The sequence below is a fragment of the Chitinophaga fulva genome (assembly GCF_012927205.1).
Taxonomy (GTDB): Bacteria; Bacteroidota; Bacteroidia; order Chitinophagales; family Chitinophagaceae; genus Chitinophaga; species Chitinophaga fulva.
In genome coordinates this window covers 3,495,283-3,510,781 of the sequence record NZ_JABBGC010000001.1, presented here as the reverse complement: position 1 = coordinate 3,510,781, position 15,499 = coordinate 3,495,283, and the positions used below count along the sequence as shown (strand labels likewise).

13 protein-coding genes are annotated in these 15,499 nt (G+C 50.1%); 8 read left to right on the top strand and 5 right to left on the bottom strand.

What is annotated here, in order from left to right; genetic code table 11:
• The first annotated feature begins 77 nt into the window (after positions 1–77).
• Positions 78–1,205 (top strand): aminotransferase class V-fold PLP-dependent enzyme, encoded by a 1,128-nt coding sequence (locus tag HHL17_RS14330; protein ID WP_169225379.1) that lies wholly within the window; start codon positions 78–80, stop codon positions 1,203–1,205.
• A gap of 2 nt (positions 1,206–1,207) precedes the next feature.
• Here HHL17_RS14330 and HHL17_RS14325 read toward each other — a convergent pair whose 3' ends face one another.
• The 4 genes from HHL17_RS14325 to HHL17_RS14310 form a co-directional block, all read right to left on the bottom strand.
• Positions 1,208–1,603, bottom strand: coding sequence for a DUF1634 domain-containing protein (locus tag HHL17_RS14325; protein WP_169225378.1), 396 nt, complete (start codon positions 1,601–1,603; stop codon positions 1,208–1,210).
• Between the two features lie 9 nt (positions 1,604–1,612).
• On the bottom strand, positions 1,613–2,446 hold the full coding sequence (locus HHL17_RS14320) for a sulfite exporter TauE/SafE family protein (RefSeq protein WP_169225377.1): 834 nt from the start codon (positions 2,444–2,446) through the stop codon (positions 1,613–1,615).
• A gap of 12 nt (positions 2,447–2,458) precedes the next feature.
• Positions 2,459–3,112 (bottom strand): FadR/GntR family transcriptional regulator, encoded by a 654-nt coding sequence (locus HHL17_RS14315; RefSeq protein ID WP_169225376.1) that lies wholly within the window; start codon positions 3,110–3,112, stop codon positions 2,459–2,461.
• A gap of 130 nt (positions 3,113–3,242) precedes the next feature.
• A complete protein-coding gene (locus tag HHL17_RS14310) occupies positions 3,243–4,076 on the bottom strand; it encodes an aldo/keto reductase (RefSeq protein ID WP_169225375.1) in 834 nt (277 codons plus the stop codon).
• A 557-nt stretch (positions 4,077–4,633) separates the two neighbouring features.
• On the opposite strand from HHL17_RS14310, the gene fusA reads away from it, so the two are divergent.
• Positions 4,634–6,682 carry an elongation factor G gene (gene fusA, locus HHL17_RS14305; protein ID WP_169225374.1) on the top strand — a complete coding sequence of 683 codons (2,049 nt, stop codon included), beginning with the start codon at positions 4,634–4,636 and terminating at the stop codon, positions 6,680–6,682.
• Between the two features lie 158 nt (positions 6,683–6,840).
• Positions 6,841–7,896, top strand: a complete 1,056-nt coding sequence (locus HHL17_RS14300; RefSeq protein ID WP_169225373.1) for an SDR family oxidoreductase — start codon at positions 6,841–6,843, stop codon at positions 7,894–7,896.
• 54 nt (positions 7,897–7,950) lie between these two features.
• Here the strand turns inward: HHL17_RS14300 and dusB are convergent, their stop codons facing one another.
• Positions 7,951–8,988: a tRNA dihydrouridine synthase DusB gene (dusB, locus tag HHL17_RS14295; RefSeq protein ID WP_169225372.1), complete on the bottom strand. Its 1,038-nt coding sequence runs from the start codon at positions 8,986–8,988 to the stop codon at positions 7,951–7,953.
• A 393-nt stretch (positions 8,989–9,381) separates the two neighbouring features.
• Here dusB and HHL17_RS14290 point away from each other — a divergent pair, with 393 nt between their 5' ends.
• The 5 genes from HHL17_RS14290 to HHL17_RS14270 are packed head-to-tail and all read left to right on the top strand — an operon-like array spanning position 9,382 to position 15,499.
• Positions 9,382–10,761 (top strand): mercuric reductase, encoded by a 1,380-nt coding sequence (locus HHL17_RS14290; RefSeq protein WP_169225371.1) that lies wholly within the window; start codon positions 9,382–9,384, stop codon positions 10,759–10,761.
• 43 nt (positions 10,762–10,804) lie between these two features.
• Positions 10,805–11,767, top strand: coding sequence for an ABC transporter ATP-binding protein (locus HHL17_RS14285; RefSeq protein WP_169225370.1), 963 nt, complete (start codon positions 10,805–10,807; stop codon positions 11,765–11,767).
• Positions 11,754–13,322 carry an ABC transporter permease/substrate-binding protein gene (locus tag HHL17_RS14280; protein WP_169225369.1) on the top strand — a complete coding sequence of 523 codons (1,569 nt, stop codon included), beginning with the start codon at positions 11,754–11,756 and terminating at the stop codon, positions 13,320–13,322. Before HHL17_RS14285 ends, HHL17_RS14280 begins: the two co-directional genes overlap by 14 nt.
• A 12-nt stretch (positions 13,323–13,334) precedes the next feature.
• The gene (gene egtB / locus HHL17_RS14275; protein ID WP_169225368.1) at positions 13,335–14,483 is read left to right on the top strand and encodes an ergothioneine biosynthesis protein EgtB; all 1,149 of its coding nucleotides are present in this window, start codon (positions 13,335–13,337) and stop codon (positions 14,481–14,483) included.
• A gap of 23 nt (positions 14,484–14,506) precedes the next feature.
• Positions 14,507–15,499 carry an L-histidine N(alpha)-methyltransferase gene (locus tag HHL17_RS14270; protein WP_169225367.1) on the top strand — a complete coding sequence of 331 codons (993 nt, stop codon included), beginning with the start codon at positions 14,507–14,509 and terminating at the stop codon, positions 15,497–15,499.

Sequence of the window (15,499 nt, the reverse complement as noted above, 5' to 3'; positions counted from 1 at the left end):
ATGTTTATTTCGTAAACAAAACGGGCACCGGCGGATTGCTTATTAAGAATCAACAATTAATAAAATAGTATAGAAAGATGACAGCCAACAGCAACAAATGGGAGAAAATAAGAGCCGATTATCCGGTCTTCAATAAATATACTTATCTCTTTACCAATGGTGGTGCACCTGTTGGTAAACCTATTGTGGCCAGGGCACAGGAACTACTGACCGATCTGAGTGAACAGGGCCGTGGCGTGATGTCCGCCTGGGTCCCGGAAATAGAGGAAATCCGTGCATCAATTGCCGGCTCCATCGGAGCCTCTCCTTCGGAACTGGCCTTCATCACCAATACTGCACAGGCGATGGGGTTATTGACAGGCATGTTTCCCACTACGTTTGAAATCCTTAGCATGAAGGATGATTTCCCTACCAGCTTCGTGCCATGGATACATCACGGCCACCCGGTACGCCTGGTACAGGCTGAGCCAAACGGCGCCATACCTGTCAGCGCTATTGAACAACAGATCACACCGGACACCCGTATCCTGATCCTCAGTCACGTGATGTTCCGCTCCGGCTACCGCCACGATCTGGCAGCAGTGAGCGCTTTGTGTAAAAAACATGGTATCATACTGATTGTGGACGCTACGCAGTCTTTTGGCGTCAATGAAATTGATGTGGCAGCACACCATATCGACATTCTCATTTTTCACGCCTACAAATGGGTCACAGCGGGCTACGGCGCCGGCGGCATGTACGTATCTCAGCAGTTGCTGGAAAAATATCCGCCTAAAACCATGGGATGGTACAACGTTATCTATCCTAACCCGGATTTTGATATCATACAGGACTATACGCAGTTTAAACCCAAGCAGGACGCCCGGGTATTTGAGCAGGGTACACCGGCGTTCCTCAACATCCTGTTGATGGGTGAAGCACTGCGGTATATTGAGGCTATCGGCGTCGCTGATATTAACGATTACATACAATCACTGGTCAACTACCTGCATGAGCAGGCGCAAAAACATCAGGTTGAAGTCCTCTCCAATTTTGATCCACAGCACCTTTCAGCGATACAGAGACTGAAAATATCACCGGAACAATTTAAACTGCTGGAACAGCGTCATTTTATGGCCCGCTATAAAAATAACATGCTCACAGTAGCATTGAATTTTTACAACAACAAAGCTGATATCGATGCGCTTTTTGCAGCCCTGCAATAACGCTATACTTTCAGGCCGCCGAACATACTGAACAGGATGATGCCCAGCACCAGCAATGTGATCACCACATACATCCGGTCTTTCTCCACGGCAAAACCGATCAGGGAAAAGAATACGCGGAGTATGGGTGTTGCCAGCAGTATCAAGGCACCAAACTGGATAACGGCTGACGGCCTGAAAGTTGTCAGCCCGCGGAAAATGCCGCCGAAAGTGGTGTATTCTTTTCCTTCTCCGGTAAAGGTGCTATAGTCTGGCAGACTGTCGGCCCCGTGTTTGGCCAGGTACAATACACCGCCCACAAAAGCGATGGCGCTGGCAGTGATCACGCCGGTACGTAACACTTGTCCTACCAGTAAAGCAATGTCCCGGTCGCCCGTTAATGTTTTGATGAGTTTCATGGCTTGTGTTTAAAACTGGTGATGTAATCCGTTGTAGATCATTTCCAGTGCCACAAAAGAAATGGCCACGCAGAAAATATAACGCAACGTTTTCGGGTTCATAACAGTCAGCAACCGCGCGCCGGTGAATGCGCCGCCCAGTACGCCCAATACTACCGGGAAAGCAATCCCCGGATCGATATAGCCACGCTGGAGATACACCACCGCACTGGCCGCAGCGGTAACGCCGATCATAAAGTTGCTGGTGGTGGTGCTTACCTTAAACGGTATTTTCATAGCGCCATCCATCGCAAGAACTTTTAATGCGCCGGAGCCAATGCCCAGCAGCCCGGATAAAACGCCAGCCAGCAGCATAATGGAAAAACCGCCGCCAATGTTCTGCAACTTGTAAGGCACCTCTCCCTGTGGCGTAGGGTAACTACCATTCAGTTTTAATACATAAGACAACCGGCTTCCTTCCTGCAAGGCATGCTCATGTTTTTTGCGGACTGTCATCAGTGCGGAAAAAATCAGCACAACGCCAAAGAGTATCGCAATGGTATTGGTAGGCGTAAAAACAGCTATCAACGCCCCACCTACCGCTCCCAGCGTAGTAGCGATCTCCAGGAACATGCCCAGTCGTACGTTGGTAATTCCTTCTTTGATGTAAGCCGATGCCGCGCCGGATGAATTAGCGATGGAAGCCAGCAACGCCGCCCCGATGGCATAACGGATATCCACATGGAAGACCAGCGTCAGCAAGGGAATCACTACCACGCCACCGCCCAGTCCTGTCAACGAGCCTAAAAGGCCCGCTACATAAGCGCCCGCGAGGAGTATCAGGCTGAAAATAAGTATGTTCATCTTTCGGAAAGTTTAGTAATTGTTGTCAAGTATATCTTCCATGGCCTGCCGCGATAATTTCACATTGCCGCTTTTAATGGCTTCATACAACTGCTCATGCAAATGATGGCTGATCGCAAAGTGACTGATGCTCTCCGTGTCCCGTTTGGCAAAGAAGTCACGTATCACAACGGTGAAACTGCGATAAAGGTCCGCCAGTACATGATTACCGCTGGCTTTGGCAATAGTGGTGTGAAAAGCGATGTCCGCCTCCATACAGTCGTGGTACTGCTGTTCGAGAATAGCTTTTTTACGCAGGTCGAGATACTTCTTCATTTCTGTCAGCGACGCTTTGGTATGATGCTGCGCTGCCAGCTTCACAATTTCATAGTCCAGCATCCGCCGTACCTGGTTGATCTCTTCAAAATCAGCACGCCGTAACCGCTGGTCCAACGATTCTGTCTGCACCGATTCACTCACAAAAGTCCCGGAACCTTGCTGCACGCGCAATATCCCTGACATGGCCAATGTTTTCACGGCCTCCCGGATGGTAGAGCGCCCCACGGCATATTGCACCATCAGTTCCGGTTCTGTCGGTATCTTCTGCCCTGGTTTATAAATACCCTGGGAGATGTCTTTCTGGATAGCGTTGATAACACGGTTGGAAAGTTTCGATGTCTGGTCCATATAAAAACTGATTACAACACAAAGGTATGATGTTTTAAATAAACATCAGATGTTTTAAAAGAAAAAAATAAAAAGCCGCCTCTGCTGTGAAGAGGCGGCCAGGTACAAGCATGATCCGAATGCTTTTATCCTAGAAATTAAAATTGTCCGGGTCAGGACCTACTCTTTCGCTGCGGTCCAGCGCGTCAATAGCAGCTACATCTTCCGGCGTGATCTCGAAATTGAAGATCTCTGCGTTCGACATGATGCGTTGCTGTTGAACGCTCTTGGGGATGGTCACCACACCTTTCTGCAAATCCCAACGCAGTACCAGTTGCGCTATAGACACCCCGTACTTTTCGGCGAGCTGCTGCAATTCGGGCACTTTAAACACTTTACCCTGCATCAGCGGGCTCCAGGCCTGGTATTGAATATGATGCTGACGACAGAAGTCGAGCAGGGTTGGTTGTACCAGGAACGGATGGAACTCAAGCTGGTCTACCATAGGCAACACATTAGCGCCCTGGAACAGGTCTTCCAGGTGGTGTTGCAGGAAGTTGCTCACGCCAATGGCTTTCACACGACCATCCACATACAGTTTTTCCAGTGCCCGCCAGGTTTCTTTATACTGTCCTTTTACCGGCCAGTGTATCAGGTAGAGGTCCAGGTAATCGGTCTTCAGTTTCTCCAGTGACTCATCAAATGCTCTCAGGGTTTTATCATATCCCTGGTCAGCATTCCATACTTTACTGGTGATAAAAATATCTTTTCTGTCAACTTTGTTATTGGCCACAGCCGTGCCTACACCTTCTTCATTTTCGTAAATCGCTGCGGTGTCAATATGCCGGTAACCTGCATCCAGTGCATAAGTTACGGCATCAATCACTTCCTGTCCATCATTGGTCTGCCACACGCCCAATCCAAAATAAGGCATCTTCACGCCATTAGCCAGCTGCACGGTGCCTGTTAGATCTGTAATATTCATTCGTTTATATTTTATCTTGAAATGAAAGACAAAAGTACACCCTCCCAGTCAGATACAATCGGTACAATTCTGCGAATTTTCTGTAAAAATAGAAGACAACTGAAATGGCTTTTTGTTGGCATAAAAAAAATCACTATATTTGCATCGCAAAAATTTACTTGCGTTAAACAGATGAAACACACCTTTAAATATCAGGCAAACAGGAAAAACGATTCCGTTATCAGAGCGGTAATTGCAAGTACCCGTATTGTCTTTATTCAAGACGGGGAGGCAGATCCAACCCGGATATAAGAGGTATCATCAAATGAAATAACTCCCATTATCATACTGGAGGCCTCTTCATCCGAAGAGGCCTTTTTATTTTGTCTCCCCGTACTGCTCCGACAACCATTTTACATGCTGTAAATGATCATTGCCTTATGAAAGTATTGATCACAACAATGACTGTATACATCCGGCCACACCGGTAATGTCTGGCATGCTGTTGCCTTAACGCAATGCCTCTCATTACCGCATGAGAGGCTTTTTTATTCCATTTTTTTAAAGAAGATTTTTATATGAGACAATTGTCCCGATTCAGAAATATAGGTATCATGGCGCATATCGACGCCGGTAAAACAACGCTCACGGAAAGAATGCTGTATTACACCGGCCTTACACATAGAATGGGCAACGTAGATGACGGTAATACCATGATGGACACCGATCCGCAGGAAGAAAAACGCGGCATCACCATCTCCTCTGCTGCTATCACCACCTATTGGAATTATGCAGATGACAAATACCAGGTCAATATTATTGACACGCCCGGCCACGTTGATTTTACGGCTGAAGTGGAACGCTCCCTGCGCGTGCTCGATGGCGCAATAGCCGTCTTCTGCGCCCGCTCCGGCGTACAGCCGCAGTCGGAAACAGTATGGCGCCAGGCCGATCACTACGGGGTGCCACGCATTGTGATGATCAATAAAATGGACCGTCAGGGCGCGGACTTCCAACGGGTAGTCAATGAAATACGGGAACGCCTACACGCTAATGTCATTCCGTTGCAATTACCTATTGGCCAGGAAGACAACTTCACCGGTGTGATAGACCTCATTCGTATGAAAGCGTTGCTCTGGCACGATGACGACGGTAAACTGTTTGAAGAAAGAGACATACCGGAACAATTGCTGGAAGCCGCCATACAAGCCCGTCGCAGTATGATAGAAGAACTGTCCATGTTGTATGAACCACTACTGGAACAATACACCGGTTCGCCGGACAACGTCAGCGAAAACCTGATCGTGGAAGCGATGCGCTACGCTACGCTCAACATGCTGGCCGTGCCCGCCCTGGCAGGTGCTGCCTATAAAAACAAAGGTATACAGCCCCTGCTGAACGCGGTAGCCGCCTATCTGCCTTCTCCGGAAGACATACCCATGGTGCATGCTGCCGATCCGGATTCGGGAGAAGCCATCACCATACTGGCCAACACCGAAGCCAACGTGGCTGCGCTGGTCTTCAAGATCATGGTAGATGACTACGTAGGCAGATTGACGTTAGTACGTGTATACGCTGGCGTATTACGTACCGGCGACATGCTCTGGAACAGCCGCACCGGCCGTACTGTCCGCATCAGCCGCCTGCTGCGTATCATGTCCGACAAGTTTGAACCGGTCACGGAAATAGGCGCCGGCGACATCGGCGCTGTGGTAGGCATGAAAGACGTTAAAACCGGCGATACGCTCGCCCATCCCGACCATCAGGTGCTGCTGGAACGCATCAGCTTCCCTGAGCCAATGATCGGTTACGCCGTGGAAGCGAAAGCCTCTAAAGATGCAGACCGCCTCGGCGAAGCGCTGGCAGGGCTGCTGGATGAAGATCCCACCCTGTCTGTGGAAGTGGATAAAGCCTCCGGCCAAACCATCCTCAAAGGCATGGGAGAACTGCACCTGGAAGTGGTACTGGAAAAACTGGCGATAGAATACCAGCTGCAGGTCAATAAAGGTGCGCCGCAAATTGCGTATAAAGAGATATTCACGCAACCGGTCACCCATCATGAAGTGTTAAAAAAACAAACAGGCGGCTCCGGCAACTTCGCAGACATTACGTTTGAGCTGTCGCCGCGGGAAGACGGTAAACCCGGACTGGAATTCATCAACGATATCAAAGGCGGCGCCATACCGAAGGAGTTCATTCCTTCTATCAGCAAAGGCTTTGAAGCAGCCATGAGGACCGGTCCGCTCAAAGGATACCCCGTTCACGCCATGCGCATCCGGCTGCTCGATGGTAAAATACACTCCAACGACTCCCACGCGCAGGACTTTGAACAGGTGGCGATGATCGCTTTCCGAAATATTGCAGCGAAGGCCGGCCCACTGATGCTGGAACCTGTGATGTCTGTGGAAGTCACCACACCGGAAGAATATACCGGCGCACTCACCGGCGATCTCAACAGGCGCCGCGGCGTGATCAGGCACATGGAAATCAAAAACAATGTGCAGGACATCACCGCCAGCGTACCGCTGGCCGACCTTTTCGGGTATGTAACAACGTTGCGTACACTCTCTTCCGGAAGGGCCAACGCTTCGGTTACTTTTGAGGAATATCAGCCGGTCAGCCGATGATCCTCATTCCATACAACAAAGCCCTGGTACAGTGAAGTACCAGGGCTTCCTGTTATATACAACTATCAGAATGCTGATAATGACCGATAACTATTGATATAACATGCATCGCCGGCCATTCCCGAAATTTGATACCTCACTTTAAAATGACAAATCAGATGAATACAAACACGGCATTGGTCCTGGGCGCCAATGGTATCATAGGCAGGCATTTAACAGAACACCTGATCGCCACCGGCAAGTGGAATGTACTGGCGTCCGCACGCTCGGCATTACATGATAAAACCACGGCCACCTTTATACCCCTCGACCTTAACGATGCACAGGCGGTGGCGGCAGCTGGCGACCAGCTGAAAACAGTAACCCATGTTTTCTTTAACGCCTACACAGAACGCCTCACACCATACGAGCAATCCGAAGCCAATGTCAAATTACTGAGCAACCTGGTGCCGGTGCTGGAAAAGGTGGCGCCCGCCCTTAAACGTATCCTGTTCATACAGGGAGGAAAAGCATACGGCGCCCACCTGGGCAGGTACAAAACACCAGCGCTGGAAACAGACCTGCGAAGCATCACTCCCAATTTTTACTATGACCAGGAAGATTACCTGAGAAAACAATCAGCCGGTAAAAATTGGTCATGGACCGCCATTCGCCCTGATATTGTCATTGGCTTCACAGTTGGCACTCCTATGAACCTGGCCAACCTGATTGCGGTATACGCCACCCTTTGCAAGGAAGAAGGTATCCCCATGCGGTTCCCCGGTTCATACAAAGCCTACAACGCGCTTGTCAACATTACGGGCGACAGCATCCTGTCTAAATCACTGGAGTGGGCTGCTCTCAACGAACACGCAGAAAATGAAATCTTCAACATCACCAACGGCGACATCTTCCGTTGGTCACAGTTATGGCCACAGATAGGTGAATACTTTGGCGTGCCGGTAGCAGAGCCCCAAACCTTTTCCTTACAGGAATATATGCCAGGGAAAAAAGATCTTTGGGCGGAGATCGTAAAAAAGTATAACCTCTCCGCCTATACGCTGGAACAACTGGTACAATGGGGATTTGGAGATGCTATTTTTAATGTGGAAGATGATGCATTCTTTGATGTGAACAAAGCCAGAAGATATGGCTTTCAGGAGATGAATGGAAACAGTACACAGGTATTACTGGATGCTTTCAGGCTACTGAAAGACAGGCGCATCATTCCTTAAACACAAAAGCCCCGGCGGCAGCATTCCGTCGGGGCTTTCTATATAGTTTAATGCCTACAAGGGGCACTTCTGATGATAATCGATCATTTCTATGGGCGCCTTTTCAATCTCGATCCCTTTGTAATACGCTTCTATTTCATCCAGCACTGTTTCTACTTCTTCCACAGTTTTGAGCGTCACCAGCCGGCTGCGGAATTCTTTGATATTTGGCAGCCCTTTGAGATAGTTGGCATAACAGCCACGCATTTCATTGATGCCTACCACAGGACCTTTCCATTCCACCGAGAGGCGCAGGTGTTTTTTGCTCACAGCAATACGTTCTTCCAGTGTGGGCCCGGGAAGTAATTCACCCGTTTTCACGTAATGTTTGATTTCGCGGAACAGCCACGGATAACCGATAACGGCCCTTCCGATCATGATGCCGTCCACTCCGTAGCGGTTTTTATATTCAACCGCTTTCTGGGGCGAATTGATATCGCCATTACCGAAAATGGGAATATGAATGCGGGGATTGTTCTTCACTTTCCCAATAAGGGTCCAGTCAGCTTCTCCTTTGTACATCTGACAGCGGGTGCGGCCGTGGATGGCCAGCGCCTTAATGCCCACATCCTGCAGCCTTTCGGCCACCTCTTCTATGTTTTTGGTATCATCGTCCCAGCCGAGGCGTGTTTTGACGGTTACGGGCAGCTTAGTGGCCTTTACGACTGCGTCCGTGAGACGCACCATCAGGTCCAGGTCTTTTAACACGCCTGCCCCTGCGCCGCGGCCTGCCACTTTTTTCACCGGACAGCCAAAATTGATGTCCAGCAGGTCGGGATTGGTTACATCCACGATTTTAGCGGCCAAAGCCAGGCTATCCTCATCACCCCCGAAAATCTGGATGCCTACCGGCCTTTCATACTCAAAAATATCCAGTTTACGACGGCACTGGATCGCATCACGGATCAGGCCTTCACTTGATATAAATTCAGTATACATTAGGTCTGCCCCTGTATCTTTACAGATGGCACGGAAAGGCGGGTCGCTTACATCCTCCATAGGAGCGAGCAACAGCGGAAAATCGGGAAGTGTTATGTTGTCAATCTTAACCAAAATCTGTATTTTCAGGAGCGCAAAGATACGGCATTTGCACCGGGCACGGAAAGCCGCGGATTCAAATGTTTGTCAAAAACACGTTTTGTCACCCCGTTTGGGAATGAATATTGATTCGGATTTCCGGTTCCCCAGGGCTAAAGCCCTGGGCTACGATGTTTTTCGGGTCCTGTGAATGAAAATAGCTTATTATCCTCACTAAGACCATGGTAGCTACAACATCATCAAAAGAATCAGGAATCAAAAAGAATGAATCATTTACAATCACCTCGACATAAGCATAATCCATGAAAACAGATAAATCCTACATATCACATCTTTCCATTAAATAACCTGAACAACATCGTAGCCCAGGGCTTTAGCCCTGGGGCGCGAAACGAAAAAATAAATGTCATGCAGAAATTCGACGCAATTGTAATCGGTTCAGGACAGGGCGGCAATCCCCTGGCGAAGAAAATGGCGGAGAAAGGCTGGAAAACAGCCCTGATAGAACAGCGGCAGCTCGGCGGCACCTGTATTAACGACGGCTGCACGCCCACCAAAACCATGATTGCCAGCGCACGGATAGCCCACCTGCTATCTCACAGCGAAACCTGGGGCATCAACAACATGGGGTACACGATCGATCTGCCGGCCATTGTAGGCCGGAAAAACAAAGTCGTGGAACAATTCAGGAATGGTACCGCCAAAAGCCTTGAAAAAGCAGGTGTCACCATCTTTTACGGCACCGCGTCATTCTCTGGTATAAAAACCATCTCTGTGGCCACGAATGATGACGGCAACCAGGAACTCACGGCAGAACATATTTTCCTCAATACCGGCGCTGCGCCTTATATTCCGGATATTCCGGGTCTCCGCGACGTGCCCTATTTTACTTCCACCACCTTGCTGGACGAAGTGAAAGTACCGCCGGAACTCATCATCCTCGGAGGCAGCTACATTGCACTGGAAATGGGACAACTGTACCGTCGTTTGGGCAGCACCGTTACCGTGGTAGAGAAAAGCCCGCAACTGATGTCTAAAGAAGATCCCGATGTGGCGGCAGTGATGAAAAAAATCCTTGAAGCGGAAGATATACAGGTATTCACCGCTACCACTACGGAGAAAATAAGCGGCAGCCAGGACCACATCCAGGTACAAGTGCAAACAGGTGGTAAATCCCAAACCATCACCGGTACACACCTGCTGGTGGCCACGGGACGTTTGCCACAAACAGCCGCGCTCCAACTGCGCAAAACCAACGTCACCCTCGATGAAAAAGGATACGTCCAGGTCAATGACCAGCTGGAAACCAGCTGCCCGGGCATCTATGCTTTGGGGGACGTAAAACCCGGCCCCGCCTTCACCCATATCTCTTACAACGATCACCTCCTACTCTATAAAAACCTGTTCGAAGACGCTGAGCTCAGCATCAAAACGAGGCAACTGCCCTACTGCATGTTCACCGATCCGCAACTCGGCCGTATCGGCCTGTCCGAAACACGCGCCCGTCAGGACGGATATCCTGTAAAAGTGGCGCACCTCGGCATGGACAAAGTAGCCAGGGCTATCGAAACCGGTGAAACAGCCGGATTTATGAAAGCGATTGTGCATGAGCATACCGGGCAACTGCTGGGTGCGGCCGTCATCGGTACGGAAGGAGGCGAAATCATGTCTGTCCTGCAAATGGCGATGCTTGGAGGTATAACGGCAACGCAGCTACGGGATATGATCTTCGCCCATCCCCTCTATGCGGAATCACTTAACAACCTGTTTATGACACTGGAAAAATAAAGGTCAATCTGAGTATTATTTTCCCCAACACCGTCTATCTGTTATGATCAAAGTATCGCATGTTTCAAAAAGTTTTAGTCACGGTAAAAATGCAGTGAACGATCTGTCCTTTGAAGTACAGCCCGGCGAAACACTCGTACTGCTGGGCACCAGTGGTTGCGGCAAAACCACCACGCTCCGCATGATCAACCGGTTGCTGATACCAGACCAGGGAGAAATCTTTATTCAGGGCAAATCCATCAGTACCGAAACACCGGAAACGCTACGCCGTAATATCGGCTATGTGTTACAGAACACCGGCCTGTTTCCGCATTATACTGTTCTTGAAAATATCAGTGTAGTGCCGCAGCTGCTGCAATGGGACAAAACACGTATCCGTTCCCGGGCGCTGTCGCTGATGGAAAAGCTGCGGTTACCACCCGCGTCTTACGCCTACGTATATCCGCAACAGCTCAGCGGCGGTCAGCAGCAACGGGTAGGACTGGCACGCGCACTCGCCGCCGATCCGCCTATCCTGTTGATGGACGAACCATTCGGTGCGCTCGATCCGCTCACCCGTATCAGCGTGCGGAAAGAATTTAAACTGCTCGATGAATTGAACAGCAAGACCATTATTCTTGTTACGCATGATGTGGAAGAAGCATTTGAACTGGGCAGCCGTATCTGTATCATGAATGAAGGACGTATCCAGCAAATGGGCACCGCTACCGAACTGCTGTTTAACCCGGCCAATGATTTTGTGCGGCATTTTCTGGACAAACAGCGGCTGGAACTGGAGTTAAAATCACTCCGGCTCCGCGATATATGGCCATACCTGGATGGCGCCGGCGGCATGGCTGGTACCATTCTATCTGCTGACACCAACTGCTGGGACACGCTGGAAAACCTTACCCGGGACAAAGCCAGCAGTAGTTTCAGGGGAGAAGGCAAGCACCTCGACGGAAACATCCTGATGAACGCTATTACCGCTTATAAAAAAACTGTCAGCCAGCATGGACACGCCTGAAACGTTTTTTGATTTTGTGCGGCAGCAGTCCGGTAAGCTGCTGGAACAAACCCTCACCCATACCGGGCTTACGTTTATCTCTGTACTGATAGCCGTATGCATTGGTGTGCCTGCGGGTATCCTGATCTCCCGCCGTAAAAAACTGGCCGGCCCTGTGCTCGGCATTACCGGCATTCTGCAAACCATTCCCAGTATCGCGTTGCTGGGATTTATGATACCGTTGCTGGGCATCGGTCCCAAACCAGCGATCGTAGCGTTGTTCCTGTATGCCCTGTTACCGGTGGTACGCAACACCTACACTGGCATACTGGGCGTAGACCCTAACATTACCGAAGCCGCCACCGGCATGGGCATGAGCCCCCGGCAACTGTTATTGAAAGTGCAATTGCCACTGGCGATGCCCGTCATACTGGCTGGTATCCGTACCGCCACCGTCATCAATGTGGGCGTGGCCACGCTGGCGGCGTATATTGCTGCCGGCGGACTGGGTGAATTTATTTTCGGCGGTATCGCGCTCAACAATACCCATATGATGCTCGCCGGTGCTATTCCCGCGGCTTTGCTCGCCATTCTGTTCGACTGGGGACTGTCGCGCTTGCAGCGGCTCAATATGCGCAAAGCACGGAAAACAGTACTGGTGCTGCCCGCAGTACTGCTCCTGCTGTCTTCTTTTTACCTGCTGCCCGACACTTACAGCACCCGCCTTAAAGCAGGCTTCACCCCTGAGTTCATGGGCCGGAAAGATGGCGCCATAGGACTGGGCAATGTCTATGGCCTTCATCTGCGTACGCTGGTGATCAGTGACATGATCATGTATAAAGCAGCCTATGAAAAAAAACTGGATGTCATCAGCGGCAGCAGTACAGATGGTCGTGTGAAAGCATTTGACCTGGTGGTGTTAAAAGATGACAAACATATTTTTCCGCCTTATTATGCAGCCCCCGTTGTCCGCCAGGCTCTGCTGGAAAAATATCCCGAGCTGGCGCCGGCACTAGACCAGCTCTCTGGTACAATTAATGATAGCATCATGACGGAGCTCAACTACCGGGTGGATTATCTCAAACAGAACCCGCAACAGGTAGCGAAAGATTTCCTCGTGTCGGCCCGGCTCTGGAAACCAGCCAGGAACGGCACCAAAGGCACCATCCGCATTGGCGCCAAAATTTTCGGCGACGGCTACATTCTGGCCAACATGTACAAAATGCTGATCGAAGGCCATACCGATCTGAACGCCACTACCAAAACGGGGCTCGGTGGCACCAAAATCGTCTTCGATGCATTGGTCAACGACCAGATAGACATGTACCCGGAATATACCGGCACCGGTTTGCTGGTCATCCTGCAGGCGCCGCAGCAAACAGTAGACAGCATCATCGGAGACAGTAAAAAAGTATATGATTATGTAAAGAAAGGATTTGCAGAACAATACCAGGTCCGGTGGCTGCAACCCATCGGCTTTAACAATACCTACGCGCTGATGATGCGCCGGGAACAGGCTTCCAGGCTACATATCAGCAGTATATCCGACTTAGCAACATACGTACATCATCACTAACCACCAGTAGTCATGCAACTGAAAAAAGATTATTTCACCGTACGTAACCGGACAGAAGATATTTGCGCGCCGCTCAAAACGGAAGATTATGTAGTACAGCCTGTAGTGGACGTTAGTCCGCCCAAGTGGCACCTCGGGCATACCACCTGGTTTTTCGAGACTTTTATCCTGATACCTAACGTTAAAGGTTATACGGAGTTCGATCCGCAATACAATTTTGTCTTTAACAGTTACTACGAATCAGTAGGCGCCCGCGTGATCCGCACGGACCGCGGCAATCTGAGCCGGCCCGCGGTAGAAGACATCATGCGGTACCGCCGGCATGTGGATGATGCCATGGAAACATTTCTGGACAAGGAGCACACACCCGAGCTACAGGCACTCATCACACTAGGGCTCAATCATGAAGAACAACATCAGGAACTGCTGTATACTGATATCAAATACATACTCGGGCATAACCCGCTGTTCCCGGTCTACAACCCGGCTAAAACATCGCCTGCCACAACAAAAGCGGCTGGTTCTTGGTTAGAGATGAAGGCAGGCGTATACGACATCGGGTTTTCCGGTAACGGGTTCTGCTTTGATAATGAACTGGACCGGCATAAGGTATACCTGGGTGACTATAGCCTCCGTGAAGCGCTGGTCACCAATGCGGAATACCTCGACTTTATACAGGCCGGCGGCTATCGCGATTTCCGCTACTGGCACGCGGAAGGATGGGACTGGGTAAAGAAGAACCAGGTGGAAATGCCGATGTACTGGTACAATATCAACGGCCAATGGATGCATTACAACTGGCAGGGACTGCAACCCCTTCTTCCGGATGCTTCCCTCTGCCATATCAGCTACTATGAGGCCGCCGCCTTTGCAGCCTGGAAAGAGATGCGCCTGCCCACAGAATTTGAATGGGAAGCTGCTGCCCCCCAATTGTCGTGGGGAACACGCTGGGAATGGACGGAAAGCGCCTATCTCCCCTATCCGGGCTTCACCAAAGCACCCGGCGCCATCGGCGAATACAACGGCAAATTCATGATAAACCAGATGGTACTCAGGGGCGCCTCAGAAGTTACGCCCCCTCATCATAGCCGCATTACCTACCGCAACTTCTTCCATCCCTCCCTGCGATGGCAGTTTACCGGTATCAGGCTGGCAAAATAGGCTTTCATCTAAAAAGACTGCGTATGCAAACCACTGTAATTCCAGGCCGTACGGTCCTCTGCAAAAGAAAACCGGCGACCAGCACTTTTTATCAGGAAGTAGTAAAAGGACTCAGCGCGCCGCAGAAATATCTGGACTCCAAATATTTTTATGATGCAGAAGGTGACCGGCTGTTTCAACAGATCATGCAGTGCGAAGAGTACTACCTGACCGGCTGTGAAATGGAAATACTGACCTCCCGTTCCGCCGAAATAGCGGCTGCCCTGGCACAACATGCCAGCACCTTCGACGTGGTGGAACTGGGCGCCGGCGACGCTACCAAGTCCATCCATCTGCTGCGGCAACTGCTCTCCAACGGAACTGACTTCACCTATTTCCCCATCGATATTTCGGCCAACGTGATCGGGCAACTGGAACAACAACTGCCAGTCACACTCCCCAATCTGCGGATGAAAGGGCTAAACGGTGAATACTTCGATATGCTGCAACAGGCAAACACCTACAGCCATAAAAAGAAAGTTGTGCTGTTTATGGGCGCCAACATCGGCAATTTCAACAGCACTGCAGCACATGATTTCTGCGTGGAGCTCAGCGATTATCTGCTGCCCGGTGACCTGTTGCTGACAGGCTTCGACCTGAAAAAAAATCCCCAGGTGATCTTACGCGCCTACAACGATAACGCCGGCATCACCCGCGCGTTTAACTTCAACCTGCTCACCCGTATCAATCTTGAGCTGGGCGCTAACTTTGATATCAAAAAATTTGAACACTATCCCACTTACGATCCAGGTACCGGCGCCTGCAAAAGTTATTTGATCAGCCTGGAAAAACAGCAGGTGCAAATTGATGATGTATGCATCAACTTTGAAGCCGATGAACCATTGTACATGGAAATATCACAGAAATACTCACTCGAAGAAACGGATCAACTGGCACTGGCAACAGGATTTCAGCCCGTTGCCCGCTTCTTCGACAACAAAAAGTGGTTTGTGGACACCCTCTGGAAAAGAGTGTAG

Bases quoted from the DNA above. Each gene is read 5' to 3' on its own strand.
- HHL17_RS14330 (WP_169225379.1), top strand. From the start codon at position 78: ATGACAGCCAACAGCAACAAATGGGAGAAAATAAGAGCCGATTATCCG.
- HHL17_RS14325 (WP_169225378.1), bottom strand. From the start codon at position 1,603: ATGAAACTCATCAAAACATTAACGGGCGACCGGGACATTGCTTTACTG.
- HHL17_RS14320 (WP_169225377.1), bottom strand. From the start codon at position 2,446: ATGAACATACTTATTTTCAGCCTGATACTCCTCGCGGGCGCTTATGTA.
- HHL17_RS14315 (WP_169225376.1), bottom strand. From the start codon at position 3,112: ATGGACCAGACATCGAAACTTTCCAACCGTGTTATCAACGCTATCCAG.
- HHL17_RS14310 (WP_169225375.1), bottom strand. From the start codon at position 4,076: ATGAATATTACAGATCTAACAGGCACCGTGCAGCTGGCTAATGGCGTG.
- fusA (WP_169225374.1), top strand. From the start codon at position 4,634: ATGAGACAATTGTCCCGATTCAGAAATATAGGTATCATGGCGCATATC.
- HHL17_RS14300 (WP_169225373.1), top strand. From the start codon at position 6,841: ATGAATACAAACACGGCATTGGTCCTGGGCGCCAATGGTATCATAGGC.
- HHL17_RS14290 (WP_169225371.1), top strand. From the start codon at position 9,382: ATGCAGAAATTCGACGCAATTGTAATCGGTTCAGGACAGGGCGGCAAT.
- HHL17_RS14285 (WP_169225370.1), top strand. From the start codon at position 10,805: ATGATCAAAGTATCGCATGTTTCAAAAAGTTTTAGTCACGGTAAAAAT.
- HHL17_RS14280 (WP_169225369.1), top strand. From the start codon at position 11,754: ATGGACACGCCTGAAACGTTTTTTGATTTTGTGCGGCAGCAGTCCGGT.
- egtB (WP_169225368.1), top strand. From the start codon at position 13,335: ATGCAACTGAAAAAAGATTATTTCACCGTACGTAACCGGACAGAAGAT.
- HHL17_RS14270 (WP_169225367.1), top strand. From the start codon at position 14,507: ATGCAAACCACTGTAATTCCAGGCCGTACGGTCCTCTGCAAAAGAAAA.